The sequence below is a fragment of the Rhizobium sp. SG570 genome, from assembly GCF_012275345.1.
Taxonomy (GTDB): domain Bacteria; phylum Pseudomonadota; class Alphaproteobacteria; order Rhizobiales; family Rhizobiaceae; genus Rhizobium; species Rhizobium lusitanum.
Genome location: NZ_JAAZQI010000013.1, coordinates 181745 through 205989, shown reverse-complemented (window position 1 = coordinate 205989; position 24245 = coordinate 181745). Strand labels below are relative to the sequence as shown.

Below are 24245 nucleotides of genomic sequence, written 5' to 3'. Positions count from 1 at the left end.
GGTCGTTTGTGTTCGTCAAGCGCGGCCTGAACCTGGCCACGAGCAGCGAATATCACGGCACTGGTAATTCCCCCTCATTTCCGCCATATACAGCTCGAAAACACTGACGGACATACCACCATGAGCAATATGGTCGAATTCGCGCGGATGAACGGGCTTGGCAACAAGATCCTGGTCGTCGACATGCGCGGCCGCAAGGATGTGGTGACGGCTGAGGCTGCGATTGCGCTCAATGCCGATCCTGCTACCGAGTTCGATCAGATCATGGCGATCCATGACCCGAAGGTGCAGGGAACCGACGCCTGGATCGATATCCTCAACTCCGACGGCACCAAGGCACAGGCTTGTGGCAACGGCACGCGTTGCGTCGTGCAGGCGCTATCAGCCGAGACCGGAAAGAAGGTGTTCACCTTCCAGACCGTCGCCGGCATCCTGAACGCCGTCGAGCACGAGGACGGCACGATATCTGTCGACATGGGCAAGCCGGTATTCGATTGGGACAAGATTCCGCTCGCCGAGGAATTCGCCGACACGCGCTATATCGAGCTGCAGATCGGGCCGATCGACAATCCCGTCCTGCATTCGCCCTCTGTGATGTCGATGGGCAATCCGCATGCGATCTTCTGGGTCGACAAGGACCCGATGTCCTTCGATCTCGCTCGCTTCGGGCCGCTGCTTGAAAACCATCCGATGTTTCCCGAGCGCGCCAACATCACGCTGGCGCAGGTGCTTTCGCGGACGACGGTGCGGACCCGCACCTGGGAGCGCGGCGCCGGTCTGACGCTGGCCTGCGGCTCCGCTGCCTGTTCTGCCGCCGTCAGCGCTGCTCGCACCGGCCGCACCGGCCGCAAGGTGACGATCGACGTCGCCTCCGCGCCTGCGCCGAGCCAGCTCACCATCGAATGGCGAGAGAGTGACGAGCATGTCGTCATGACCGGTCCTGCCGAATGGGAGTGGTCCGGTATGGTCGATCCCGTGACGGGCAGCTTCACGCGCGATCAGGAGCAGGGGGCTCAGGCGCGGTGAGCGGGGTCGAGGTCATTACCTTCGGCTGTCGTCTCAACACCTATGAATCCGAAGTGATGAGGTCGCAGGCGGAGAAAGCCGGGCTCAACAACGCCATCCTGGTCAATACCTGCGCCGTAACAGGCGAAGCCGTGCGCCAGGCACGCCAGGCGATCCGCCGCGCGCGGCGCGACAATCCGCATGCGCGCATCATCGTGACAGGCTGTGCCGCGCAGACGGAAAAGCAGATCTTTGCCGAAATGGCCGAAGTGGATGCCGTGCTCGGCAACGAGGAGAAGCTGAAGAGCGCCTCCTATCGCGCGCTGCCGGATTTCGGCGTTTCGGCAGAAGAGAAGCTCCGCGTCAACGATATCATGAGCGTGCGGGCGACCGCCCCGCAGATGATCCGCCATATCGACGGCCATGTGCGCGCCTTCATCCAGGTGCAGAACGGCTGTGATCATCGCTGCACCTTCTGCATCATCCCCTATGGCCGCGGCAATTCGCGCTCTGTGCCGATGGGCGCGGTCGTCGATCAGGCCCGTAACTTGGTTGAAAGCGGTTATCGCGAGATCGTGCTGACCGGCGTCGATGCCACGAGTTACGGCGCTGATTTGCCCGGAACGCCAACGCTCGGCCTGCTTGCCAAGACATTGCTGAAGCAGATCCCGGATATCCGCCGCCTGCGCCTCTCCTCGATCGACAGTATCGAGGCCGACAGGCACCTGATGGATCTTATCGCCGACGAACCGCGCTTCATGCCGCATCTGCATCTGTCGCTGCAGCATGGCGACGATATGATCTTGAAGCGGATGAAGCGGCGGCACTCGCGCGCCGACGCCTTGCGGTTCATCGAGGATGTGCGCTGCCTGCGACCCGAGACGAGCTTCGGCGCCGACATGATCGCCGGTTTTCCCACAGAGACGGAGGAGATGTTCGACAATGCCGTTGGCCTTGCCGAACAGGCCGCGATCGCGCATCTGCATGTTTTCCCTTACAGCCCGCGCCCCGGCACGCCCGCCGCCCGCATGCCGCAACTCGACCGCGTGCTGATCAAGGAACGCGCCGCCCGCCTGCGCGAGGCTGGACAAAGACTGCACCAGACCCATCTCGACAGCATGGTCGGAACACGGCAATGGCTGCTTGTGGAGAATAACGGGCTGGCCCATACCGAAAATTTCACGCTTGTCGCCGCCCCCGGCCTTCGCCCGCGCGACCTTGTGCAGGTCGCAATCACCGGCCACAATGGCAAGCACCTCGACATGCAACTTCTGGCCGCTAACGTGGCCTAATGCTTCAACGGATACTTCATGGCGCTTGGTTTCATTAAAAAAGTCTTCACCTTCGGCCGTGAGAAGCCGGCGGAAGAACAGGCGCCTGCGGAGGTTATTGCACCGGACGTGCCCGCTCCGGAGCAAGAAGCGCCTGTTGCGGATGTTTCGCCGGCTTCCGAGTTGGCCGAACCTACCTCGCCCCCCTCTGTCCCGCCGGGACATCTCCCCCACGCGGTGGGAGATCGGTTGGAGGATGCCGCGCCGGTCGAGCACGAACAGTTGGCTGAAAAGGCCGCAGAGGCGGTTGTTTCGCATGAGCCGGTTGCTCCGGAGCAGGCTGGTAAGAGTGAAATTGTCGAGCCGGAGCAAGCCAAAAACGCTGAGGCTGATGCTGTAGCGGAGGATACCACTCCAGAACCGATCTCCACCCCTGTGGGGGAGATGTCTGAAAAGACAGAGGAGGGTGAGGAAGTTTCGGCTAGCTCGGAGCTCTCGTCGGAAAGCACCGAAGCTCAGACGGACTCGGAACAGTCGCCGGAAACTACCGAAACCCCAGCCGCAGCCCCCATCCTCCCCAAAGGCTTCGCCGCGGCCTCCAGCATCCCCGAGCCCGCTCCCGAAGCCCTCAAGCAGAAGCTCTCCTGGTTCCAGCGCCTGCGCGCCGGCCTTGCTCGCACATCGTCGCAACTGACAGGCCAGATCGCCGCGCTCTTTACCAAGCGGAAACTCGACGACCAGACGCTGCAGGATCTGGAGGATCTGCTGATCCAGGCCGATCTCGGCGTCGAGACGGCGATGCGGGTGACCGATACGCTGGCCTCCGAGCGCTATGGCAAGGACGTGACAAGCGAGGATGTCGGCCGCATCATGGCGCAGGAAATCGCCAAGGTGCTGAAGCCCGTCGCCAAGCCGTTGCAGCTCGATCTCAGCCACAAGCCGCACGTCATCCTCGTGGTCGGCGTCAATGGCACCGGCAAGACGACGACCATCGGCAAGCTGGCGGCCAAGCTATCCGGCGCCGGGCTCAAGGTCATGGTTGCCGCCGGCGACACGTTCCGCGCGGCTGCCATCGAGCAGCTGAAGATCTGGGCCGAGCGCACCAAGTCGGAATTCATCGGCACCAAGATCGGCGCGGATGCGGCCGGTCTAGCCTTCGATGCTTTCCAGCAGGCCAAGGCCAACAAGAGCGACGTGCTGATCATCGATACCGCCGGCCGCCTGCAGAACAAGGCGGAGCTGATGGCCGAGCTCGAAAAGATCGTGCGCGTGCTCGGCAAGCTCGATCCGGACGCGCCGCATACCGTGCTGCAGACGCTGGATGCCACCACCGGCCAGAATGCTTTGAACCAGGTGGAGATCTTCCGCAATGTCGCCGGCGTCAACGGGCTGATCATGACCAAGCTCGACGGCACGGCGCGCGGCGGCATCCTTGTGGCGATCTCGGCCAAGCACAAGCTGCCGGTCTATTTCATCGGCGTCGGCGAGGGTGTAGACGATCTCGAGCCGTTCGAGGCCGAGGATTTCGCCAACGCCATCGCAGGGACAGGTGCCGGAAGCAGCCAATGAACGATAAGAACGAATTCGACGATAGCGAAAGTGCCGCAATGACGACCAGCGATAACGAACTCACCCCAAGTGCCGCCGACAAGCATCATCCGCTGTTGAAGCTGGTGCTGGAACTCGGGCCTTTGCTGGTGTTCTTCTTCGGCAATCTGCGCGGCGACTGGTTGGCGCAGCAGTTCCCGGCGCTGTCCGCGCTGGGAGGGCCGCTCTTCGTCGCCACCGGCCTGTTCATGGCGGCAACGGTGATCTCACTCGTCGTCTCGAAGGTCATGCTCGGCCATCTGCCGCTGATGCCCTTCGTGTCAGGCATCGTCGTCCTCGTCTTCGGTGCGCTCGGCATCTACCTGCAGAATGAAACCTTCATCAAGATGAAGCCGACCATCGTCAACGCTCTGTTCGGTGTTGTCCTGCTTGGCGGGCTCGCTTTCGGAAAATCGTTGCTCGGCTACGTTTTCAACGCCGCCTTTCAGCTGGATAGCGAAGGCTGGCGCAAGCTCACGCTTCGCTGGGGTCTCTTCTTCCTGGTTCTTGCCGTGCTCAACGAAGTCGTCTGGCGCCTGTCGAACTGGTATTACCTGCCCGACGTCAAGGCCGCGGATAATCTCTGGGTGAACTTCAAGGTCTGGGGAACGATGCCGATCACCATCCTCTTCACGCTGTCGCAAATGCCGCTGATCATGAAGCATACGATCGAGCAGCCGGCGGAAAGCGGAAAATGACCGAAGCAGTCGACGCGCAAAACCGCTACCGGCAGCAAAGCTTCTGGTTCATCGCCTGCGCCCTTGTCCTGCTCGTGCAGATCGTCGCGGAATATATGATGGGCCGCGTGCCGATCTGCACCTGCGGTTACGTGAAGCTTTTCGAGCCCGTCGTGAAATCCAGCGGCAATTCGCAGCATATCGCCGATTGGTACACGCCGTCTCACATCATTCACGGCTTTCTGTTTTTCGGGCTGACGCATCTGATCATGCGCGGTAAGCCGCTGCCGATGCGCCTGTTCGTCGCCATGCTGATCGAATCCGGCTGGGAACTGCTGGAGAACTCGCCCATCATCATCAACCGCTACCGCGCCGCGACGATCTCGCTCGATTATGTTGGCGACAGCATTCTGAATTCGGCGATGGACGCGGTGTTCATGGTGGTTGGCTTCCTGTTTGCCTGTCGTGCGCCGGTGATCGTCACGATCGCCATCGCGATCTTCTTCGAGCTGCTGACGGGTTACCTGATCCGCGACAATCTCACGCTGAACGTGCTGATGCTCGTCTGGCCGGTCGAAGCGATCAAGACCTGGCAGGGCGGCATTTAGCTTGTTCCCCCTCGCCCCTACGGGGAGAGGGTGGCAATCCTGAGTTTATCGAAGGGGCGCCGGGTGAGGGGCGTTACCGGGAAATTGCCGTTCGCTTGTCGCTTGAGGCCATTGTTGTTTTGCTTTTCGGCCCCCTCATCCGCCCTTCGGGCACCTGACCGGGGTTGAGCCGCAGGTCTCAACCCGTCCTTCGGACCCCCGAGGGAAGAAGGAGTTCAGGATACCGGCTTCCTCTGCGCCTTCGTTATGGCCGGATAGAGCCCTTCCTTCAAACTCGTCGGCGTAAACGGGCCGACCTGTTTGTAGAGGATCGTGCCGTCGGGGGCGACGAGGTAGGATTCCGGGATGCCGTAGACGCCCCAGTCGATGGCGGCGGAGCCGTTGGGGTCGATGCCGATGGCGTTGTAGGGATTGCCGAGTTCACCGAGGAAGCGCAGGGCGTTCTCACTCGTGTCCTTGTAGTTGATCGCGACGATGTTCAGCCGGCCGTCTTTCGCGAGCTCCTTCAGTACCGGATGCTCGTCCCGGCACGGAACGCACCATGAGGCGAAGACATTGACAAGCGTCAGCTTGCCCTTGATGGCCTCATCGGTCAGCGCCGGCAGGTTGGAGCCTTCGAGCGGCGGCAGAGCGAGCTTTGGCGCTTTCGTGCCGATCAGCGCCGAGGGGATGGCGGAGATGTCAGTGCCATGAACCTCCTGGTCGTACATGACCTTGCCGACGGCAAGCGCGATGCAGGCAAAGACGATGAGCGGGATCAGCGCCAGCAGATAGCGCCCGGTGCCGCCGCCCGATTTCGGCTGATCCTTGTTGCCGGCATCGGTGGTCATTTCGCATCGCCTTCGGGCGCGCGCTGCGAACGGCGGCGGATGCCTGATGCTTCGAGTGCGGCCAGCTCGCGACGACGCAGGCGTCCGTCGATCCATGTCCAGGCGATGATGGCGAGAATCATGACGGCAGCAAAGCCATAGGAGCCGAAGACGTAGAAGGGATGGGTCATCCTATTCCTCCCGGCTTGCCATGCGTGCGGCGATACGGCGCTGCGCGGCAATGCGACGGCGCCAGATCTCGTTGCGGATCGCCATCAGATGCAGGGTGAAGAACAGCAGGGTGAAGGCCAGCGCCATGATGAAGAGCGGCCAGAGGAATGCGATGTCGATGGCCGGGCCATCCAGACGCATGATGCTTTCCGACTGATGCAATGTGTTCCACCAGTCGACCGAGAACTTGATGATCGGAATGTTGATGAAGCCGACTAGAGTCAGCACGGCGGCGACGCGCGCGGCTTTGGACGGATCGTCCATGGCGCGGTTCAGCGCGATCAGGCCGAGATACATCAGGAACAGGATGAAGACCGAGGTCAGCCGCGCATCCCAGACCCAATAGGTGCCCCACATCGGCTTGCCCCACAGCGAGCCGGTGACGAGCGCAATCAGGGTGAAGGCGGCGCCGAGCGGGGCGGCGGTCTTGCCGGCGACGTCAGCGAGCGGATGACGCCAGACCAGCGTGCCGATCGCCGACATGCTCATGATCGTGTAGCACATCATCGAAAGCCAGGCGGCCGGAACGTGAATATACATGATGCGGACGGTGTCGCCCTGCTGGTAATCGCCCTCGGTCGAAAAGGAGAGGTAAAGGCCGATCGCAAAGAGTATGGCCGAGATCGCTGCCAGCCAGGGAATGAGACGCGCCGAAAAGGCCAGGAACCGCGTGGGGTTGGCGAGGTCGGAAAATCGGCTGATCGCAGGGCTGATATCGCTCATGCGGCTTGTTTAACCCGATATGGCTTTTCCGGCAATCGACAGCATTGTCTCAGATGGGCGAAACAGTATCTCATCGCGATCAATCCGTCGTGTTCCGCAAGGCAAGGGCGGCAGCCGCCGGGCCGAGCACGGCGAAGAACAGGGTGAGGGCGATCAGGATCAGGAAAGGCGGCAGGAAGGGTTGCGGCCCCTCGACGGCAGCATAGGTCGCGCTGACGCCGAAGATCAGCACGGGGATGGCCAGCGGCAGCACCAGGATTGACACCAGCAGGCCGCCGCGCGGCAGCGCCACGGCAACAGCTGCGCCTACCGCGCCGATGAAGGTGATCGCCGGCGAGCCGACGAGCAAGGTCAGGGCCGTGGCGGCGATCGCTGTTTCACTCATATTCATAAAGAGACCGAGCAGCGGCGAGGCAATGACCAGCGGAAGGCCTGTTGCTATCCAATGCGCGGCGCATTTGATGAGAACCGTGAGGACCAGCGGCGTCTCCTGCATGACGAGCAGATCGAGCGAGCCGTCGTCCCGTTCGGCCTGAAACAGACGGTCGAGCCCGAGCAGGCAGGCAAGCAGCGCGCCGATCCAGACGATGGCCGGGCCGATTCGCGACAACAGTTTCAGGTCGGGGCCGACGCCGAAGGGAATGACGGCGACGACGGTGAGGAAGAAGAGTATGCCGATCAAGGCTCCTCCGCCGGCGCGCACCGAGAGTTTGAGATCGCGGAGGAAGAGGGCGGTCATGATGTGGCACCAATCCCCTTCTCCCTTCGGGGGGAAGGTGGCCCGAAGGGCCGGATGAGGGGGCTTCTTCTCCATAAAAGTCTGATCTTTCGCTTCCGCTCAAGATGCTCTGTGCTTCGCTCCTCGCCCCCCTCATCTGCTCTTCGGGCATCGTCTCCCCAAGGGGAGAAGAGGAAAATCGTCGTTCTCGTCATCCCCAAACCCCTTCACTCACCCCGGCAAATCCGGTCATCCGCATTTCCCGCACATTATTTAATCCCAGTGGCTGATGCGTCGCCGCAAGGACGATGCCGCCCTTCTTCTGGTGTGCCGAGATCAGATCGGTGAAGAGTTGGTCCGCCGAAGTGTCGAGCGCGGCTGTCGGCTCGTCGAGGATCCAGATCTGGCGATGGGCGACCAGGAGTTTGGCGAAAGCGATTCGCCGTTGTTGGCCGGCTGAGAGATAGCCGAAGGGGAGATGGGTGATATCGGCAAGTCCGACAGCATCCGCCGCCGCCTCGATGCCGAGGCCGGCGCCGCCTGGCATATCGCCGAGGAAGGCTTTCCAGAAGGTCAGGTTTTCGGCTACCGTGAGCTCGGATTTCATTGCATTGCGATGGCCGAGATAGTGGCTGGCCTCGCCGGGTAGGCGGTCCGAATCGCCGTCGGCACCGGTGAATGTGACACGGCCCTTCTCCTGCCTTAGAAGACCGGCGACCACGCGCAAAAGCGTGGACTTTCCGGAGCCGTTGCGGCCGGTCAGAACGAGGGCGTCGCCACCCTCCAAGCCAAAGGAAACGTTCGAGAAAATCAGGTCTTCGCCCCGCCTCGCCGCCAGATTTTCAGCGCTTAGATGCATTCGCTCAGGCTTTCCCTATTTTAGTTGCCGCAACGCGCAAAAAATTGTCCAAATTTGCATCTTGTCACTCTGGCAAGTCTTTACGAAATTATCTATAAGACCTGCAACCACGCCAGCGGTCGGCGTGAATTTCATCCTTGCGCCGAACATAAGGTTTTCTGCCTTACGTGCGGACAGCGGAAATGGCCGTACCCGCATCCTGATGTGCATAAAGTGCATAGGCGTTCGCACGACTGTGTTGGCTATCAGAAACGGGGTATCTCGTGTCTAAATCTCTTGACAGTTTCAATTGTCGTTCCACGCTGACTGTGAACGGGAAAGACTACATCTATTTCAGCCTGCCCAAGGCTGAAGCGAATGGTCTGCCCGATGTTTCCAAGCTGCCTTATTCCATGAAGGTGCTTTTGGAAAACCTGCTGCGTTTTGAAGACGGGCAGTCGGTCACCAAGGAACATATCCTTGCCGTCGCCGAATGGCTGACCAACAAGGGCACAGTCGAGAATGAAATCGCCTATCGCCCGGCGCGTGTGCTGATGCAGGACTTTACCGGCGTCCCCGCCGTTGTCGACCTTGCCGCCATGCGCGACGCGATGGTGTCCCTGGGCGGCGATCCGGAAAAGATCAACCCGCTCGTTCCGGTCGACCTCGTCATCGACCACTCTGTTATCGTCGATGAATTCGGCACGCCGCAGGCTTTCGCCCGCAACGTCGAGCTTGAATATCAGCGCAACGGCGAGCGTTACCGCTTCCTGAAGTGGGGCCAGCAGGCGTTCAAGAACTTCCGCGTCGTTCCCCCCGGCACCGGCATCTGTCATCAGGTCAACCTCGAATATCTCGGCCAGACCGTCTGGACGAAGGAAGAGGACGGCGAAACGATCGCTTATCCCGACACCTGCGTCGGCACCGATTCGCACACGACCATGATCAACGGTCTCGGCGTTCTCGGCTGGGGCGTCGGCGGCATCGAGGCTGAAGCCGCCATGCTCGGCCAGCCCGTCTCCATGCTGCTGCCAGAAGTCATCGGCTTCAAGCTGACCGGCAAGCTCAAGGAAGGCGTCACCGCGACCGACCTCGTGCTGACCGTCGTGCAGATGCTGCGCAAGAAGGGCGTTGTTTCCAAGTTCGTCGAATTCTTCGGCCCCGGCCTCGACGCGCTGCCGCTCGCCGACCGCGCCACCATCGGCAACATGGGTCCGGAATATGGAGCGACCTGCGGCTTCTTCCCGGTCGACAAGGAAACGCTGAACTATCTCAACATGTCCGGCCGCGCCAAGGACCGCATCGCGCTCGTCGAAGCCTATTCCAAGGCGCAGGGCATGTGGCGTGACAATGACGGCGCCGACCTCGTCTTCACCGATACGCTGGAGCTCGATCTCGGCGACGTCGTGCCGTCGATGGCCGGCCCGAAGCGCCCGGAAGGCCGTATCGCGCTGGAAAACATCGCCTCCGGCTTCGCTACCTCGCTGGACACCGAATACAAGAAGCCCGGCCAGCTTTCGAACCGCTATGCGGTGGAAGGCACGGACTTCGATCTCGGCCATGGTGACGTTGCGATCGCCGCCATCACGTCCTGCACCAACACCTCGAACCCGTCGGTGCTGATCGCTGCCGGCCTTCTCGCCCGCAACGCCGTCGCCAAGGGCCTGAAGACCAAGCCGTGGGTCAAGACCTCGCTGGCACCGGGAAGCCAGGTCGTCGGCGAATATCTCGCCAAGTCCGGCCTGCAGGCCGATCTTGACAAGCTCGGCTTCAATCTGGTCGGCTTCGGCTGCACCACCTGCATCGGCAATTCCGGCCCGCTGCCGGCGCCGATCTCGAAGACGATCAACGACAAGGGCCTGATCGTATCAGGCGTCCTCTCCGGCAATCGCAACTTCGAAGGCCGCATTTCGCCTGATGTCCAGGCAAATTACCTGGCCTCGCCGCCGCTCGTCGTCGCCTATGCGCTCGCCGGCTCGGTGCAGCTCGATCTGACCAAGGAGCCGCTCGGCGAAGACCAGAACGGCAAGCCGGTCTATCTCAAGGACATCTGGCCGACCTCGCACGAGATCCAGGAATTCATCCTGAAATACGTCACCCGCGAACTGTATGAATCCAAGTACGCCGACGTCTTCAAGGGCGATGCCAACTGGCAGGCCGTGCAGGTTCCTCCGGGCCAGACCTATGCCTGGGACGACAACTCGACCTATGTGCAGAACCCGCCTTACTTCGTCGGCATGGGCAAGACCGGCGCCGGCATTTCCGACATCAAGGGCGCCCGCGTTCTCGGCCTGTTCGGCGACAAGATCACCACCGACCATATTTCCCCGGCCGGTTCGATCAAGGCTGCCTCGCCGGCCGGTTCCTACCTCATCGACCATGGCGTCGGCGTTGCCGACTTCAACCAGTACGGCACGCGCCGCGGCAATCATGAAGTGATGATGCGCGGCACCTTCGCCAATATCCGCATCCGCAACCACATGCTCGGCCCGAACGGCAAGGAGGGTGGCTACACCATCCACTATCCGTCCAAGGAAGAGACCTCGATCTACGATGCGGCCATGCAGTACAAAGCCGAGGGCGTTCCGCTCGTCATCTTCGCCGGCGTCGAATACGGCAACGGCTCGTCGCGCGACTGGGCTGCCAAGGGCACCAACCTGCTCGGCGTGCGCGCCGTGATCGCCCAGTCCTTCGAGCGCATCCACCGCTCGAACCTGGTGGGCATGGGCGTCATCCCCTTCGTCTTCGAGGAGGGCACCACCTGGGCAACCCTTGGCCTTAAGGGCGACGAGATCGTCTCGATCGAGGGCCTGGAACATATCAAGCCGCGCGAGCGCAAGATCGCCAAGATCACCTATGGCGACGGCACGGTTCGCGATATCCCGATCATCTGCCGTATCGATACGCTGGATGAGATCATCTACGTCAACAATGGCGGCATCTTGCAGACCGTTCTGCGCGATCTCGCTGCCTGATAGGCCTGATAGGCTTTGAAGCCATGATTGCATGCCGCCGGGGAAGTTTCCCGGCGTCGTCTTTTTTCACGCTGATGTGTACGAGACGCGCGTTGTCGGGCCTTTGCCTCACCCCATCGTGACTTTGCGTCATCGCGCTAAACTATTATCTCTTGTTTCAGATTTTTCGGGCTTGATACGGACTTGGTTGCCCCAGGGAGCGTGAGCGGTTTCGAGGTCTGCACGGGCAGACACTCTCGAATTTGAGAAAGAGGTACAAGGGAATGCGCCTTCGATTTTCGGTTCCACTTCTGGCAGGCATCGCGCTGGCAAGTTCGCTGCATGCGCAGGAGGCTGCGAAGATCAAGGGCGTGGTCGAGCTTTTCACCGCGCAGGGCTGCGCCTCCTGTCCGCCCGCCGATGCGGCGTTCCGCAAGCTGATCCGCCAGGGCGACGTTGTGGCGCTCGCCTATCATGTCGACTACTGGAACTATCTCGGCTGGAGCGACACCATGGCGTCCAAGGACAATACGGCGCGCCAATATGCCTATGCCCGCGCGCTGGGCCGGAGCGGGGTCTATACCCCCCAGGCCGTCGTCAATGGCCGGGATCATATGAATGGTGCCGACCTCGGCGCAATCAATGTCAAGCTTGATGACTTCCAGCGTGGAGGCGAAGGGCTGATCGTGCCGGTGAATGCCGCCATGAAGGGCGACGAGCTCGAGATCAAGATCGGTGCTGGCCAGGGCAAGGCCAATGTGGTCGTCGTCTATTTCGACAAGGAACAGATGGTGGCTCCGAAGGGCGGCGAAAACAACGGCCAGCAGATTGCCTATATGCATGCGGTCTCCGATGTCGAAACCGTGGGCATGTGGGATGGCAAGGCCATGAACATCGTCTTGCCCGCCAATGTGCTTGATAAAGCCGGTAGGAAAGGGCTTGCCGTTCTCCTGCAGGCTTCGACGCCTTCGGGTGATCCGGCCGCCATCATCGGGGCAACTGTCTTGACGATCGGCTCGGACGGCTGAGTGGCTTTTCCCACATCAGCCTGAAAGCTCTCCGTTTCGGCTAGCGCCGAAAAGGCCCCTATTTTGGCTGCCGCCAAAAAGGTCCCTATTTTGGCTGCCGCCAAAAAGGGGAGGTGCCCGGCGAGGACGCATTCGGGGCTGGGGTTTAATCGATGCGCCCCGGCCGGGCCGTTTGGCGCGGCGGCGCCAAACGGCTGACTATAATTCTTGTAAATTGGGCGTCGTTTTGACTGAAATGCGGCGCTGCCAAGATGCTTTCTCGCGCCGAAAAGAAATTGTGAGCGGCCAGGTGTCTTGCAATTTGAAGCGGCTGAGGCAAACTGTCATTCTCCTGTCATGAGATAGCCCTTGGGGGATTGATGACTGATCAGCCGGATTTGCGACATAGCGAAAGCCGCTCCGTCGATACCACCACCTCCGTCGTTGTTGATCTCAGGGAATACAAACAGAGCAGGGATCCGATACCGGTGACCTTTCATCGCCGGGAGCTCGACGCCATTTTGTGGATCTACGGCCGCATGGTCGGCGAAGGCGAGTGGCGGGACTACGCAATCGATCATCTCAAGGACAAGGCGGTTTTCTCCGTCTTCAAACGCTCCGGCGAGATGCCGCTCTTCCGTATCGAAAAGAACCCGAAGCTGGCCGCCAAGCAGGGCGCCTTCTCGGTGGTCAGCACCAGCGGCATGATCCTGAAACGCGGGCATGACCTGAGCCAGGTGCTGAAGGTTTTCGACAAGCAGCTGAAGCTGGTGGAGAAGTAGTTTCCCTGAATTGACGGTGGGTATGAGGATAGTGCGGCCCCCCTCTGTCCCGAAGTGACCGAGGGGGTATCAGAGGCTCGGCATACGGGTAATGCTACCCGCCGAACAACGTCCCAGGATAAACCGACGGATCCGGATCGGTATCCGCACCATCGCCCAACGCCTTTTGCATCAGCATGGTATCCAGCCATCGGCCGTGCTTGTAGCCGGTGCCTTTCAGCAACCCTACCTCGGTGAAGCCTGCGGCGCGATGCACGGCGACGGAGGCCGGATGTGCTCCGCCGATGACGGCGATCATCTGGCGGAAGCCGAGCGTCTGGCAGCTCTCCACCAAGGCGTCCAGCAGCAGCCTCCCGACGCCCCGCCCGCGGGCTTCCGGGGCAAGATAGATCGAATCCTCCACCATCCAGCGATAGGCCGGCCGCGTGCGGAACGCCGAGGCATAGGCATAGCCGAGGAATGCGCCGCCCTCGTCTTCGGCGACGATGTAGGGATAGCCCTTCTCCCGGATTGCCTGAAAGCGGTCTGCCATCTCCTCATCGCTCGGCGGCGTGATCTCGTAGCTCGCCGTGCCGTTCAGGACGGAATCGAGGTAGATGGCGGTGATTTGCGGGAGGTCGTCTGGAGTTGCGCTGCGAAGGCTGACGGACATGTGCTTCTATTGCCTGATCTGGGATTTTGAACGTCGATATCAAATCGCAGAGCCGGCAGCCAGGCAAATAAAAAAGGCGGCCGAAGCCGCCTTTCCGATGAGTTGTTCAAACCGTGCAATTAGCGGCGGTTGCCCATGAACTGCAGCAGGAACATGAACAGGTTGATGAAGTCCAGGTAGAGCGACAGGGCGCCCATGATGGCCTTGCGGCCGGCCACGGTCGCATCGTCGGCGGTGTAGTACATTTCCTTGATCCGCTGCGTATCGTAGGCGGTGAGGCCTGCGAAGATCAGCACGCCGATCACGGAGATCGCGAACTGCAAGGCGGACGAAGCCAGGAAGATGTTGACGAGGGAGGCGATGATCAGGCCGAAGAGACCCATCATCATGAACGAGCCCATCGCAGAGAGATCACGCTTCGTCGTGTAGCCGAAGAGCGACAGCGCGCCGAAGGAGGCGGCGGTCACGAAGAAGGTCTGCACCACGCTCTGGCCGGTGTAGATAATGAAGATCGACGACAGCGACAGGCCCACCAGCGCGGCATAGACCCAGAAGGTCGTCGTCGCGGCGGCTACGCTCATGCGGTTGATCCTGAAGCTCAGGAAGAAGACCATTGCCAGCGGAGCGAAGATCACCACCCACTTCAGCGGGCTCAGATAGATCGCCTGACCGAAGGTCGTGATCTGTCCATTGGCGAAAGCGAGGGTGAAGGAGAGATAGGCGGCAACACCCGTGATCGCCAGACCCAGCGCCATCAGGTTATAGACCTTGAGCATGTAAGCTCGAAGGCCTTCGTCTATCATCGCACCGGATTGCGCACCGCTCTGCGCCCGGTTTTGGTAGTTGCGAAAGTCAGCCATGTTTTCCTCTTTTAAGCTCCGATGTGAGTACGGTGTCGGGCCTTCCAGGCCCAGGCGCCGCTGCGGAGCTCCAGCATGCCTCCACAGAATATGAGGCTTTCATGCCTTATACACAAGGGTCTAGCTGTCGGCGCCGTGTTAAATCGGCGTAATATCGGGCGGCTTTCGCGGCGTTCGGTTAATCCGCGAAGACGATTCACAGTTCGCGCAGAACGGGCGCCGCCTTCTGGCCGAGGATGCGCCAGGTGCCGATCAGACCGATGCCGACCGTCAGCACCAGGGCGATGATGAGCGTGGAGAAAGCGACATCGGGCATGAAGGTCGAGGGCAGGTGCATGATGCGGCTGACGATGTACCAGGCGGAGACGGAGCCGGCGATCAGCGCGAAGACGGCGGTTGCCGAACCGAGGATCAGATATTCGTAGCTGAAGGCACGGATCAACATTGCCCGCGTCGCGCCGAGCGTCTTGAGGATGACCGCATCATGGGTGCGGGCGCGATTGCCGGCGGCAAGCGCGCCGGCGAGCACCAGCACTGACGCGATAAGCGCGACCGAGGCGGCGGCGCGGATGGCGGTGGCGAGCTGTCCCACAAGCGTATTGACGACATCGAGGGCATCCTTGACGCGGACGCTGGTGATGGTCGGATAGGCGTTGGTGACTTTCCTCAGGATCGCCGCCTCCTGCGCCGAGGTGGCGGAGGCATCGGTCAGGGTTGCCAGCCACGCATGCGGGGCTCCCTTGAAAGTGTTGGGCGAGAAGATCATCACGAAGTTGATCGACAGCGACTGCCATTGCACCTTGCGGAAGCTGGCGATCTTTGCCGTCACGTTGCGGCCGAGGACATTGACGGTCACCTTGTCGCCGATCTTCAAGCCGAGCGCCTTGCCTTCATCGTTGGAAAAGGAGACCAGCGGCTCGCCGCTATAATCCTTGTCCCACCACTGCCCTTCGGCAAGGGCGGCGTTTTCGGGCAAGGTCTCGGCATAGGTGATGCCGCGGTCGCCGCGCAACACCCAATGTCCGGCCGCCGGCACCTTCATTTTCGTGACATCCTCGCCGTTGAAGGCGACGATCCGGCCGCGCAGCATCGGCGCCTCGACGAGCTTGCCCTTGGGGTCCTCGTTGAGGACGATCTTGCGGAAGCCCTCAAGTTCCGGTCCCTGTATGTCGACAAAGAAGAAATTCGGCGCCTTTTCGCTCATGCGTCCGGTCAGCTCGTGGCGCATGTTGCCGTCGATCAACGTCAGGGTCACCAGAAGCGCCAGGCCGAGGCCGAGCGACAGCACGACGGAACCCGTGAGCGCGCCGGGCCGGTGGATATTGCCGATCGCAAGCCGCAGGGCCGGCGAGCGCACACGCGGGCTGCGGCGGGCGAGCCAGGAGAGGAGTGCGGCGACCACGCGCAGCACGACGAAGGCGGCGGCGATGGAGACGACGAAGACGATGGCGATGAAGCGATCATAGGCGGTGACGATCGCGAGAGCCGCAAGAGCCGCCATCAGCACGCCGGCGGCGAGCAGATAGGGCCAGCCGGGCAGGCGGCGCGCTTCAAAGCCCTGTTCGCGGAAAAGTGCCGTCGCCGGCACCTCGCGGGCGTGGCCGAGCGGCGGAATGGCAAAGGCAAGCGTCGTCAGCAGGCCGAAGAGGGCCGCCAGCATCATGGGGCCGGGATAGAGCCGCGGTGCAGTCGATATGGGTAGGAATTCCGCCATGAATTGCGAGGCGACCAGCGGCGCGATGGCGCCGAGGACCAAGCCGACGGCAACACCGGCGAGCGCAATGACGGCAATCTGGATGAGATAGATCAGCACCACGACGAAGGCCGGGGCGCCCAGGCATTTGAAGGTGGCGATGGTGGTGCGCTTCGAATCGAGGAAGGCGCGCACGGCATTGGCGACGCCGACGCCGCCGACGATGAGAGCCGCCAGTCCCACCAATGTCAGAAACTGCGAGAAGCGGGTGATGTTGTCGGCAAGCTCGGGTGCGGCGCGGCTGCTGGTGCGGATCGACCAGCCGGCCTGCGGGAAGGCGGCATTGGCGCGATCGCCAAGGTTGCGCAGCCCGGTCGCGGGATCGTCCATGCGGATCCTGTAGGCCTGCTCGACGAGGCTGCCAGTGGTGATCAGGCCGGAGGCGGCCAAGGCATCGCGGCTTGTGAGCAGACGGGGGGCGAAGCCGAAGCCTTCGGAGACGGCATCCGGCTCATTCGTGATGGTGCCGGTGATGTGGAGCTTTGTATTGCCCAGCAGCAGATCGCTGCCAACCTTGAGGTTCAAACGCTCAAGCAGGAGGGGAGCGACGACGGCGCCATAGGCGCCATCCTTGACGGCAAGCAGGGTCGATAGCGGCTGATCGGGATTGGCTTGAAAGGTGCCATAGAGCGGATAGGCGTCATCGACCGCCTTGACCTCGACCAGCGCCTGGTCGGAGCCGTCGGGCAGGCGGGACATGGAACGCAAGCTGGTGGAGCGGGAGAGCTTGCCGAGGCCTTGGAGATAGGCCAGTTCCTCAGGGCTTGCCTCGCGATTGCGCAGCTCGAAGCGGGCGTCGCCGGCCAGGAGCGACTGGCCCTGCGTCGAGATGGCATCGGTGATCGAGCGGGATACGGAGTTGACGGCGGCGATGGCGCCGGTGCCGAGCGCGATGCAGGCGAGGAAGATATAGAAGCCGCCAAGACCGCCGCGCAGTTCGCGCAAGGCAAGGCGGAAGGCGAGCGTCAGGCGCATCCCCGCCATGTTCATGCGATGGCCGCCTGATTGACGCGTGACGGAGCGCTATCCTTCTCGATTTCACCTGATCGTACGCGGATCTGGCGCGAGCAGCGGGCGGCAAGCGCCGGGTCGTGGGTGACGAGCAGCATGGTGGTGCCGCGCTCGGCCTGCTGGGCAAAGAGCAGGTCGGCAATCTGCCGGCCGGTATCCGTGTCGAGATTGCCCGTCGGTTCGTCGGCGATGAGGACGGCAGGCGAGGGCGCAAGTGCGCGGGCAATCGCCACACGCTGCTGCTCGCCGCCGGAAAGCTGGCCGGGATAGTGATTGAGCCGCTCGCCCAGCCCCACCGCCTGCAGCTCCCGCCTGGCGATGTCGAAGGCGTCTCTGTTGTTGGCGAGTTCCAGCGGCACGGCAACGTTTTCCAGCGCCGTCATATTGGCGATGAGATGGAAGGATTGGAAGACGATGCCGATATTGCGGCCGCGGAAATCGGCGATGCGGTCTTCGCTCAGGCTATGCAGAGGCGTGTCGCGGATCAGCAATTCGCCGCTGTCGAGCTTTTCGAGGCCGGCCAGCACCATCAGCAGCGTCGACTTGCCGGAACCGGAAGGGCCGACGATACCCACGGCCTCGTCCTCCATGACTGTGAGGTCGATGCCCTTCAGCACATGGACGGAGGCGGCGGCACTGCCGAGCGTCAAATCCGCCTTCTTCAGCTCGATGATGGTTTTTGCCAATGCGAACGCCCTATATATCAGAGAACATCAGAGATAGTGGCGGGCGCAAATTGGCCCGGACAGCGAATTTAGGAAATCGATCATGAGTTTTAAAGTTGCTGCGTTTCACTTCGCTGTCATCACTTTCGGTCTTTTGTTTGGCGCTGTGGATGCCGCCGAGGCGCGGACCATCCAGCTCGTCGGATTGGGCGACAGCCTGATGGCCGGTTATCAACTGCCGCCGGGCGACGGCTTTCCCGCCAAACTGGAGGCGGCGCTGAAGGCCAAGGGGCTTGATGTGGCCGTCGCCGATGCCGGCGTATCGGGCGACACGACATCCGGCGGGCTTTCCCGCGTGGACTGGTCCGTGCCCGACGGCACGGACGGGGTGATTCTCGAGCTCGGCGCCAATGACGCCCTGCGCGGCATTCCACCGGAACAGACGGAAAAGAATCTCGAAACGATGATCGGCCAGCTCAAGCAGCGAAAGATCCCGGTTCTCCTCGTCGGCATGCTGGCACCGCCGAACATGGGGGCGGATTATGCCGAGAAGTTCAATCCCATCTACAAGCGCCTGGCAGACAAATATCAGCTCGCGCTCTATCCGTTTTTCCTCGACGGCGTGGCCACGCATGCGGATTTGCAGCTGTCCGACGGCATGCATCCGAATCCTAAGGGCGTCGATGTAATGGTCGAGCGCATTCTGCCAGCTATTGTCACTTTCGTAGGGATGATTGACGCAGGTGCGAAATAGGTGCTTGCACCGACTGCAAATGCGTGATTCCCTACTTATACCTGCAAGAGATTCGGGGAGTGCTCGTGATGCCGAGACTTTTTACCGCCCTCGAAATTCCGCGCAACGCGGCCATGAGCCTCTCGTTGTTGCGCGGTGGTCTTCCCGGAGCCAGGTGGATCGACGTTGAAAATTATCACATCACCCTTCGGTTCATCGGCGATGTCGATGGTCGGACGGCTGATGAGATCGTCGACCGGCTGGACCGGATAGATCGCCCAGAATTTCAGCTTCGTCTGGAGGGCATAGGCTCCTTCGGTTCCAAGAAGCCGCACTCGGTCTGGGCCGGGGTCTCGCAGACACCGGACATGTACGCGCTGCAAGGCGAGATCGAGCGCATCTGCCAGCGCATCGGATTACAGTCCGATCCCCGCAAGTTCACGCCGCACGTCACGCTCGCCAGATTGAAGTCCTCGCGGGTCGACGATGTCGTGCACTACCTCTCCGGCCGCGGCAACTTCTATACCCAGCCGTTCACGGTGGGGCGCTTCGTGCTTCTGTCATCGCGCGAATCGGTTGGCGGCGGACCCTATCTCACCGAAGAGATATTTCCGCTTCACGAACCCCACAGCGCCTTCCCGGCCTTGGGCAACAACGCGCTGCAGCCGGCCAAGAGCATGGTGTAAACAGCCTCGAAATCATCGCGGCCACCATAATACGGGTCGGGAATGTCCTTGTTGCTGCCAAGCGCGAGGGCGTTGAAGAGGTGCAGCTTGCCGTGAAGATCGGCAGGCGCGACCTTGCGCAGATTCTTTAAATTGTCTTGATCCATTGCCAGGATCAGATCGAACCTGCCGAAATCTGATGATGCGATGCGGCGGGCGCGCTGGCTGGAAATATCGATTCCGTGGCCGGCGGCAACGGCCACCGAACGGCGATCCGGTCGCTCGCCTTGATGCCAGCCGCCGATGCCGGCCGAATCGATCTCGAATTCAAGGGAGCGACCGGCTTCGGTCGCCAGATGCCTGAAAATGCCTTCGGCAAGCGGCGATCGGCAGATGTTGCCGGCGCAGACAAAAAGAATCCTTTGACGATCCATGATATCGTTCAATCGCTAGAGAGGAGTGACCTTGCCATGAAATACGAGAAGCTGGAGCCGACCGCAATCGATGAAAGCCTGAAGGAACTGGACGGCTGGACGCTTTCGGCCGACCGCATTTCGATTTCGAAGACGTTCAAATTCCGCAATTTCGTCGAGGCCTTCGGCTTCATGACAGAGGCGGCGCTTTCGGCGGAGAAATTCAATCATCACCCGGAATGGTTCAATGTCTATTCCCGTGTCGACGTCAAACTGACGACGCATGATGCTGGCGGTCTGACGGATCACGACATCAAGCTTGCGAAGGCGATGGAGAAGGCGGCGGCCCGGCGGATCGATTGAATCGCCTGATGCGATCACCATATGTTTACACGGCCCGGGCAACGGGTCTCGATAGAGGTGAATGGAATGGATGACATCAAGTACGGGGAAATCCTGATGCCTGGTGATGAAGAAACCCAAAAGGAGCAGGAGAAGACGGTGCGCAGCAAATTCTGGCCGACCTTGCGGAAGGCGGCTCGTCATATCCCGTTTTCCCGCGACGTCGTGGCCGCTTTCTATTGCGCGTTCGATCCGCAGACACCGACTCGTGTCCGCGGCATCCTGCTGGCTGCGCTCGGCTATTTCGTCATGCCGTTCGATATTATCCCCGATTTTTTTGCCGTGGTCGGCTTTACGGACGATGTCGCGGTGCTGACGCTCGCCTTCAGCATGATCAGGGGCCATATCCGCCAGGAACATTACGACGCTGCCGACAGGGCGTTGGAGAACGAGCCAGAGGCTGTAAAAACGGCTTGATGCCCGCCCAACAGGGGTCGATCTGAATCCTCTCGGGTTTCCAGACCTTTATGAGGCCCCACTGATTTAAGCGAGGACAAATTCTTGCCTGAATCTTTCTGTCTTAAATCGATCCCGTAGGGTGGTGTTCCACCATCCGGGTTTTCCAATTCCTTCTGAAGCGTTTCAAGCTCTGCGCAATACCTGGGTTGAAATGGCACGGAGCCAAGGGCGGTTAGCGCTCCGTTGACGGTTTGGTAACCTGAATAAAGTCAAAATAAGGCAGCTCACGAGCATAGGCGTGCGTTAATCGACTCGCCACGCGCTCTGGACCGCAAGAAATCGGCAGGAAACCATGTTTGTAAAAAGCTTCGCAATCGCCCTCTCGCTTGTTCTCGCCGGCACCGGCATTGCCTCCGCCCAGACCAAGAAGCAGACGCAGGCAGCGGCAGCAGCAGCGCCGGCGGCTCCGACGCGCATCCAGCAGTTCGACGCCTGGGGCGCCTATTCCTACCAGTCCGCGGCGGGCAAGGTCTGCTACGTTCTCTCCGTGCCCACCGCCAAGGCGCCGACCGCCGGCATCGACCATGGCGACAATTTCTTCATCGTGTCCCAGCGCCCGGGCCAGAATATCTCCTATGAACCGCAGGCGATGATGGGCTATCCGCTCAAGGACAATTCGAAGGTCGACGTCATCATCGACAACAAGACCTTCGTGATGTTCACCAAGGACAAGGCCGCCTGGGTCGAGAATGCCGCGCAGGAGCCTGCATTGGTCGCAGCCCTCAAATCAGGCCATTCGCTGAAGGTTTCGGCGACTTCGAAAAAGGGTACGGCCACTTCCTATACCTATTCGCTGAAGGGCGTTACCGCCGCGCTGAAGCAGATCGAGAACTGCAAGTAAGTTCGAGGGCCAAGGGATCACGTCAATGTGATCGTCCTGCCGCCGCGACCGTGATGACAAGGCCGGCAAGCACGCCGGCCTTTGCTTTTGAGGGAAAGGGATGACGCGAGCGGAAATTAGTGCTAAAGGCCGCGCCAACAGCAGGTGTGCGGCAGACAGCTTGTCCCGCCACCGCATGAATCTTCAGATTTCCGTGCCTTGCCCGCATCCGCAGCTTCTTTCAGCTTTTGCGGCATCGCCGATGTGAACCGTTGGAATGATCCTATGTCCGCCACCGATATCATGACCCATCCCAAGCTGAAGCCGATGCCCTTGTCGCAGCCGGTGGAGCTTTCGCCGAAACCGTCGCTCATCGGTCTGACGCGCGAGGAAATGGGTGCCGCGCTCAAGGAAAAGGGCGTTGCCGACAAGCAGATCAAGATGCGCGTCAGCCAGCTCTGGAACTGGATCTACGTGCGCGGTGTCTCCGATTTCGATGCCATGGTGAATGTCTCGAAGGACATGCGCGAAATGCTCAAGACGCATTTCACCATCGCACGTCCCGAAATCGTCGAGGAACAGGTGTCCAATGACGGCACCCGCAAATGGCTGCTGCGTTTCCCGCCGCGCGGCGCCGGCCGTCCCGTCGAGATCGAGGCCGTCTATATTCCGGAAGAGGGCCGCGGCACGCTCTGCATTTCCAGCCAGGTCGGCTGTTCGCTGACCTGCTCCTTCTGTCATACGGGCACGCAGCGCCTGGTGCGCAACCTGACGGCGGAAGAGATCCTGTCGCAGTTGCTGCTGGCGCGCGACCGGCTCGGTGATTTCCCCGACCGCGAAGCGCCGCAGGGCACGGTCATGCCGGCGGAAGGCCGCAAGGTCAGCAATGTCGTCATGATGGGCATGGGCGAGCCGCTCTATAATTTCGACAGCGTCAAGACGGCGCTGCTGATCGCTTCCGACGGCGACGGCCTCTCTCTGTCGAAGCGACGCATCACCCTTTCGACCTCAGGCGTCGTGCCGGAAATCTACCGCACAGGCGATGAGATCGGCGTCATGCTGGCGATCTCTCTGCATGCGGTGCGCGACGACCTGCGCGACATGCTGGTGCCGATCAACAAGAAATATCCGCTGAAGGAGCTGATGGATGCCTGTCGCGCCTATCCCGGCCTTTCGAACGCACGGCGCATCACTTTCGAATATGTGATGCTGAAGGGCGTCAACGACAGCCTCGAGGATGCGAAGGGGCTGATCCAGCTGCTGAAGGGCATTCCGGCCAAGATCAACCTGATCCCCTTCAATCCCTGGCCCGGCACGAATTACCAGTGTTCGGAGTGGGAGCAGATCGAGAAATTCGCTGATTTCATCAATTCGGCCGGCTATGCTTCGCCGATCCGCACGCCGCGCGGGCGTGATATCCTCGCCGCCTGCGGCCAGCTAAAGTCGGAATCGGAGCGCATGCGCAAGACCGAACGCCTGGCCTTCGAAGCGATGATGATCGCCAATCACGGCGAGGATTGAGATCGATGCTCGTTGGGCTGCGCAAGCCGATACGCCTCCTGTGGGGCTATGTCGCCGCCTGCGCTCTGATGGGCTTCGTGCTGGCCTGCGTTGCAGCGTGGACGGTGCCGGAGACGGCCCCCCCCGAACTTTTCGTCCTGACGATTGCGCTCACCAAGCTCGCAATGATCGTCAGCATTCTGCCGTCGCTCATCGTCATCCCCATTCTGGAATGGCGCGGTATGCGTCGCTGGTACGGTTATGCGATCTATGGCGCCGTCTTGTCTGCGGTGGCCTCCATCCTTATTTCCGGCGGCGTGGAAAAGCCACAGACCCTCAATCTGATCACGATCGCGGTCTGCTTCGCCTTCTTGGGGGCAGCCAGCGCCACCGTTTATTGGTGGATCGCCGGCCGGTTCGCCGGGCGAGGCCCCGTCCTCAACGAGCCTGAGTGAAGAAGATCTTCACCGCGAAGATCGAGAAGACGGTGGCAAAGGCATAGTCGAGGCCGCGCATGACGCCCCGGTTCTTCTGCAGCCAGGACGACAGGCCGTCGGCGGCAAGAACGATGAGCACGTTCACCGGAATGCCGATGACGATGAAGAAGAAGCCGAGGAACAGCAGCTTGTGCGTCACGGCCGGATCGCCTGCCGTGACGAATTGCGGCAGGAAGGTCATGAAAAAGATGATGACCTTGGGGTTCAGCAGATTGACTGAGAAGCCGGTGGAAATATTGGCGAGCGGCGTGCCCTTGACGGCATCGACCTTCTTGATCGACAAGCTGGAACCGAAGCGGATCGCCTGGATCGCCAACCACAGGAGATAGGCGGCACCACCCGTTTTCAGCACCGTGAAGGCGACCGGCGAAGCGGTGATCAGCGCCGAAATGCCGAAGGCCACCAGGCAGGTGTGAACGATGACGCCGAGGCTGGTGCCGAGAACGACGAAAAGCGCTGCCTTCTTGCCCTGAGCCAAAGCGCGACTGATCGACAACGTCATGTCGGGACCGGGGGTCAGCGCCAGCAACAGGCTTGCCGCCGAAAAGGCGAGAAGGGTCGGCAGGCTGGGTATGAAGTCCATGAGATGCTCCGAAAGCCGGATA

At 61.1% G+C, this 24245-nt stretch carries 26 protein-coding genes; 15 read left to right on the top strand and 11 right to left on the bottom strand.

What is annotated here, in order from left to right:
• Window positions 1-120 precede the first annotated feature (120 nt).
• Genes dapF through FHT28_RS24850 form a run of 5 tightly spaced genes read left to right on the top strand, consistent with a single transcriptional unit; the run spans window position 121 to window position 5148 of the window.
• Entirely contained in the window at window positions 121-1026 is a 906-nt protein-coding gene (gene dapF, locus FHT28_RS24870; RefSeq protein WP_168597605.1) for a diaminopimelate epimerase, read from the top strand.
• A complete protein-coding gene (gene mtaB, locus FHT28_RS24865) occupies window positions 1023-2297 on the top strand; it encodes a tRNA (N(6)-L-threonylcarbamoyladenosine(37)-C(2))-methylthiotransferase MtaB (RefSeq protein ID WP_168597604.1) in 1275 nt (424 codons plus the stop codon). The genes dapF and mtaB overlap by 4 nt, the downstream gene beginning before the upstream one ends.
• 18 nt (window positions 2298-2315) lie before the next feature.
• Window positions 2316-3845 carry a signal recognition particle-docking protein FtsY gene (gene ftsY / locus FHT28_RS24860; RefSeq protein WP_168597603.1) on the top strand — a complete coding sequence of 510 codons (1530 nt, stop codon included), beginning with the start codon at window positions 2316-2318 and terminating at the stop codon, window positions 3843-3845.
• Entirely contained in the window at window positions 3842-4561 is a 720-nt protein-coding gene (locus tag FHT28_RS24855) for a septation protein A (RefSeq protein ID WP_168597602.1), read from the top strand. The genes ftsY and FHT28_RS24855 overlap by 4 nt, the downstream gene beginning before the upstream one ends.
• Complete coding sequence (locus FHT28_RS24850) at window positions 4558-5148, top strand: DUF2585 domain-containing protein (RefSeq protein WP_168597601.1); 591 nt, start codon at window positions 4558-4560, stop codon at window positions 5146-5148. Before FHT28_RS24855 ends, FHT28_RS24850 begins: the two co-directional genes overlap by 4 nt.
• A 215-nt stretch (window positions 5149-5363) precedes the next feature.
• On the opposite strand, the gene FHT28_RS24845 is transcribed toward FHT28_RS24850, so the two are convergent.
• The 5 genes from FHT28_RS24845 to ccmA form a co-directional block, all read right to left on the bottom strand.
• Window positions 5364-5978: a DsbE family thiol:disulfide interchange protein gene (locus FHT28_RS24845; protein ID WP_168597600.1), complete on the bottom strand. Its 615-nt coding sequence runs from the start codon at window positions 5976-5978 to the stop codon at window positions 5364-5366.
• The gene (gene ccmD / locus FHT28_RS24840) at window positions 5975-6148 is read right to left on the bottom strand and encodes a heme exporter protein CcmD (protein WP_037196865.1); all 174 of its coding nucleotides are present in this window, start codon (window positions 6146-6148) and stop codon (window positions 5975-5977) included. Before ccmD ends, FHT28_RS24845 begins: the two co-directional genes overlap by 4 nt.
• 1 nt (window position 6149) lies before the next feature.
• Entirely contained in the window at window positions 6150-6911 is a 762-nt protein-coding gene (locus FHT28_RS24835; protein ID WP_168597599.1) for a heme ABC transporter permease, read from the bottom strand.
• A gap of 79 nt (window positions 6912-6990) precedes the next feature.
• Window positions 6991-7650 carry a heme exporter protein CcmB gene (gene ccmB, locus FHT28_RS24830; protein ID WP_047637786.1) on the bottom strand — a complete coding sequence of 220 codons (660 nt, stop codon included), beginning with the start codon at window positions 7648-7650 and terminating at the stop codon, window positions 6991-6993.
• 190 nt (window positions 7651-7840) lie between these two features.
• Window positions 7841-8488 carry a heme ABC exporter ATP-binding protein CcmA gene (gene ccmA, locus FHT28_RS24825; RefSeq protein WP_168597598.1) on the bottom strand — a complete coding sequence of 216 codons (648 nt, stop codon included), beginning with the start codon at window positions 8486-8488 and terminating at the stop codon, window positions 7841-7843.
• A 263-nt stretch (window positions 8489-8751) separates the two neighbouring features.
• Here ccmA and acnA point away from each other — a divergent pair, with 263 nt between their 5' ends.
• The 3 genes from acnA (at window position 8752) to FHT28_RS24810 (ending at window position 13210) form a co-directional block, all read left to right on the top strand.
• Window positions 8752-11442, top strand: coding sequence for an aconitate hydratase AcnA (gene acnA / locus FHT28_RS24820; protein WP_037196860.1), 2691 nt, complete (start codon window positions 8752-8754; stop codon window positions 11440-11442).
• A gap of 263 nt (window positions 11443-11705) precedes the next feature.
• A complete protein-coding gene (locus FHT28_RS24815; RefSeq protein WP_047553677.1) occupies window positions 11706-12449 on the top strand; it encodes a thioredoxin family protein in 744 nt (247 codons plus the stop codon).
• 359 nt (window positions 12450-12808) lie between these two features.
• Entirely contained in the window at window positions 12809-13210 is a 402-nt protein-coding gene (locus tag FHT28_RS24810; protein ID WP_037196858.1) for a DUF2794 domain-containing protein, read from the top strand.
• 94 nt (window positions 13211-13304) lie between these two features.
• On the opposite strand, the gene FHT28_RS24805 is transcribed toward FHT28_RS24810, so the two are convergent.
• The 4 genes from FHT28_RS24805 to FHT28_RS24790 form a co-directional block, all read right to left on the bottom strand.
• On the bottom strand, window positions 13305-13862 hold the full coding sequence (locus FHT28_RS24805; RefSeq protein WP_168597597.1) for a GNAT family N-acetyltransferase: 558 nt from the start codon (window positions 13860-13862) through the stop codon (window positions 13305-13307).
• Between the two features lie 119 nt (window positions 13863-13981).
• Window positions 13982-14722 carry a Bax inhibitor-1/YccA family protein gene (locus FHT28_RS24800; protein ID WP_037196856.1) on the bottom strand — a complete coding sequence of 247 codons (741 nt, stop codon included), beginning with the start codon at window positions 14720-14722 and terminating at the stop codon, window positions 13982-13984.
• Between the two features lie 196 nt (window positions 14723-14918).
• The gene (locus FHT28_RS24795; protein WP_168597596.1) at window positions 14919-17465 is read right to left on the bottom strand and encodes an ABC transporter permease; all 2547 of its coding nucleotides are present in this window, start codon (window positions 17463-17465) and stop codon (window positions 14919-14921) included.
• Complete coding sequence (locus FHT28_RS24790) at window positions 17462-18172, bottom strand: ABC transporter ATP-binding protein (protein WP_168597595.1); 711 nt, start codon at window positions 18170-18172, stop codon at window positions 17462-17464. The genes FHT28_RS24795 and FHT28_RS24790 overlap by 4 nt, the downstream gene beginning before the upstream one ends.
• Window positions 18173-18254: 82 nt before the next feature.
• Here FHT28_RS24790 and FHT28_RS24785 point away from each other — a divergent pair, with 82 nt between their 5' ends.
• Together FHT28_RS24785 and thpR are read left to right on the top strand one after the other, a co-directional pair.
• Window positions 18255-18905, top strand: a complete 651-nt coding sequence (locus FHT28_RS24785) for an arylesterase (RefSeq protein WP_037196853.1) — start codon at window positions 18255-18257, stop codon at window positions 18903-18905.
• 68 nt (window positions 18906-18973) lie between these two features.
• The gene (thpR, locus tag FHT28_RS24780; RefSeq protein WP_037196852.1) at window positions 18974-19570 is read left to right on the top strand and encodes an RNA 2',3'-cyclic phosphodiesterase; all 597 of its coding nucleotides are present in this window, start codon (window positions 18974-18976) and stop codon (window positions 19568-19570) included.
• Here thpR and FHT28_RS24775 read toward each other — a convergent pair.
• A complete protein-coding gene (locus FHT28_RS24775) occupies window positions 19501-19983 on the bottom strand; it encodes a low molecular weight phosphotyrosine protein phosphatase (RefSeq protein ID WP_037196850.1) in 483 nt (160 codons plus the stop codon). The genes thpR and FHT28_RS24775 overlap by 70 nt on opposite strands.
• A 36-nt stretch (window positions 19984-20019) precedes the next feature.
• Between FHT28_RS24775 and FHT28_RS24770 the strand changes: the two genes are divergently transcribed.
• The 5 genes from FHT28_RS24770 (at window position 20020) to FHT28_RS24750 (ending at window position 23598) form a co-directional block, all read left to right on the top strand.
• The gene (locus FHT28_RS24770; RefSeq protein WP_092573185.1) at window positions 20020-20325 is read left to right on the top strand and encodes a 4a-hydroxytetrahydrobiopterin dehydratase; all 306 of its coding nucleotides are present in this window, start codon (window positions 20020-20022) and stop codon (window positions 20323-20325) included.
• A gap of 66 nt (window positions 20326-20391) precedes the next feature.
• Window positions 20392-20781, top strand: a complete 390-nt coding sequence (locus tag FHT28_RS24765; RefSeq protein WP_034509011.1) for a YkvA family protein — start codon at window positions 20392-20394, stop codon at window positions 20779-20781.
• Window positions 20782-21115: 334 nt separating this feature from the next.
• Window positions 21116-21664, top strand: a complete 549-nt coding sequence (locus tag FHT28_RS24760) for an invasion associated locus B family protein (protein ID WP_037196846.1) — start codon at window positions 21116-21118, stop codon at window positions 21662-21664.
• Window positions 21665-21928: 264 nt separating this feature from the next.
• A complete protein-coding gene (gene rlmN, locus FHT28_RS24755; protein WP_037196845.1) occupies window positions 21929-23164 on the top strand; it encodes a 23S rRNA (adenine(2503)-C(2))-methyltransferase RlmN in 1236 nt (411 codons plus the stop codon).
• Window positions 23165-23169: 5 nt separating this feature from the next.
• A complete protein-coding gene (locus tag FHT28_RS24750) occupies window positions 23170-23598 on the top strand; it encodes a hypothetical protein (RefSeq protein WP_168597594.1) in 429 nt (142 codons plus the stop codon).
• On the opposite strand, the gene FHT28_RS24745 is transcribed toward FHT28_RS24750, so the two are convergent.
• On the bottom strand, window positions 23582-24223 hold the full coding sequence (locus tag FHT28_RS24745) for a LysE family translocator (protein ID WP_037196843.1): 642 nt from the start codon (window positions 24221-24223) through the stop codon (window positions 23582-23584). The two genes, FHT28_RS24750 and FHT28_RS24745, sit on opposite strands and share 17 nt — an antisense overlap.
• Between the last annotated feature and the right edge of the window lie 22 nt (window positions 24224-24245).

Bases quoted from the DNA above. Each gene is read 5' to 3' on its own strand.
- FHT28_RS24795 (WP_168597596.1), bottom strand. From the start codon at position 17,465: ATGAACATGGCGGGGATGCGCCTGACGCTCGCCTTCCGCCTTGCCTTG.
- FHT28_RS24810 (WP_037196858.1), top strand. From the start codon at position 12,809: ATGACTGATCAGCCGGATTTGCGACATAGCGAAAGCCGCTCCGTCGAT.
- FHT28_RS24745 (WP_037196843.1), bottom strand. From the start codon at position 24,223: ATGGACTTCATACCCAGCCTGCCGACCCTTCTCGCCTTTTCGGCGGCA.
- thpR (WP_037196852.1), top strand. From the start codon at position 18,974: ATGCCGAGACTTTTTACCGCCCTCGAAATTCCGCGCAACGCGGCCATG.
- FHT28_RS24750 (WP_168597594.1), top strand. From the start codon at position 23,170: ATGCTCGTTGGGCTGCGCAAGCCGATACGCCTCCTGTGGGGCTATGTC.
- ccmD (WP_037196865.1), bottom strand. From the start codon at position 6,148: ATGACCCATCCCTTCTACGTCTTCGGCTCCTATGGCTTTGCTGCCGTC.
- FHT28_RS24800 (WP_037196856.1), bottom strand. From the start codon at position 14,722: ATGGCTGACTTTCGCAACTACCAAAACCGGGCGCAGAGCGGTGCGCAA.
- FHT28_RS24835 (WP_168597599.1), bottom strand. From the start codon at position 6,911: ATGAGCGATATCAGCCCTGCGATCAGCCGATTTTCCGACCTCGCCAAC.
- rlmN (WP_037196845.1), top strand. From the start codon at position 21,929: ATGTCCGCCACCGATATCATGACCCATCCCAAGCTGAAGCCGATGCCC.
- FHT28_RS24845 (WP_168597600.1), bottom strand. From the start codon at position 5,978: ATGACCACCGATGCCGGCAACAAGGATCAGCCGAAATCGGGCGGCGGC.
- FHT28_RS24770 (WP_092573185.1), top strand. From the start codon at position 20,020: ATGAAATACGAGAAGCTGGAGCCGACCGCAATCGATGAAAGCCTGAAG.
- FHT28_RS24775 (WP_037196850.1), bottom strand. From the start codon at position 19,983: ATGGATCGTCAAAGGATTCTTTTTGTCTGCGCCGGCAACATCTGCCGA.
- ccmA (WP_168597598.1), bottom strand. From the start codon at position 8,488: ATGCATCTAAGCGCTGAAAATCTGGCGGCGAGGCGGGGCGAAGACCTG.
- FHT28_RS24850 (WP_168597601.1), top strand. From the start codon at position 4,558: ATGACCGAAGCAGTCGACGCGCAAAACCGCTACCGGCAGCAAAGCTTC.
- dapF (WP_168597605.1), top strand. From the start codon at position 121: ATGAGCAATATGGTCGAATTCGCGCGGATGAACGGGCTTGGCAACAAG.
- FHT28_RS24855 (WP_168597602.1), top strand. From the start codon at position 3,842: ATGAACGATAAGAACGAATTCGACGATAGCGAAAGTGCCGCAATGACG.
- FHT28_RS24805 (WP_168597597.1), bottom strand. From the start codon at position 13,862: ATGTCCGTCAGCCTTCGCAGCGCAACTCCAGACGACCTCCCGCAAATC.
- ftsY (WP_168597603.1), top strand. From the start codon at position 2,316: ATGGCGCTTGGTTTCATTAAAAAAGTCTTCACCTTCGGCCGTGAGAAG.
- ccmB (WP_047637786.1), bottom strand. From the start codon at position 7,650: ATGACCGCCCTCTTCCTCCGCGATCTCAAACTCTCGGTGCGCGCCGGC.
- FHT28_RS24815 (WP_047553677.1), top strand. From the start codon at position 11,706: ATGCGCCTTCGATTTTCGGTTCCACTTCTGGCAGGCATCGCGCTGGCA.
- FHT28_RS24785 (WP_037196853.1), top strand. From the start codon at position 18,255: ATGAGTTTTAAAGTTGCTGCGTTTCACTTCGCTGTCATCACTTTCGGT.
- FHT28_RS24765 (WP_034509011.1), top strand. From the start codon at position 20,392: ATGGATGACATCAAGTACGGGGAAATCCTGATGCCTGGTGATGAAGAA.
- FHT28_RS24760 (WP_037196846.1), top strand. From the start codon at position 21,116: ATGTTTGTAAAAAGCTTCGCAATCGCCCTCTCGCTTGTTCTCGCCGGC.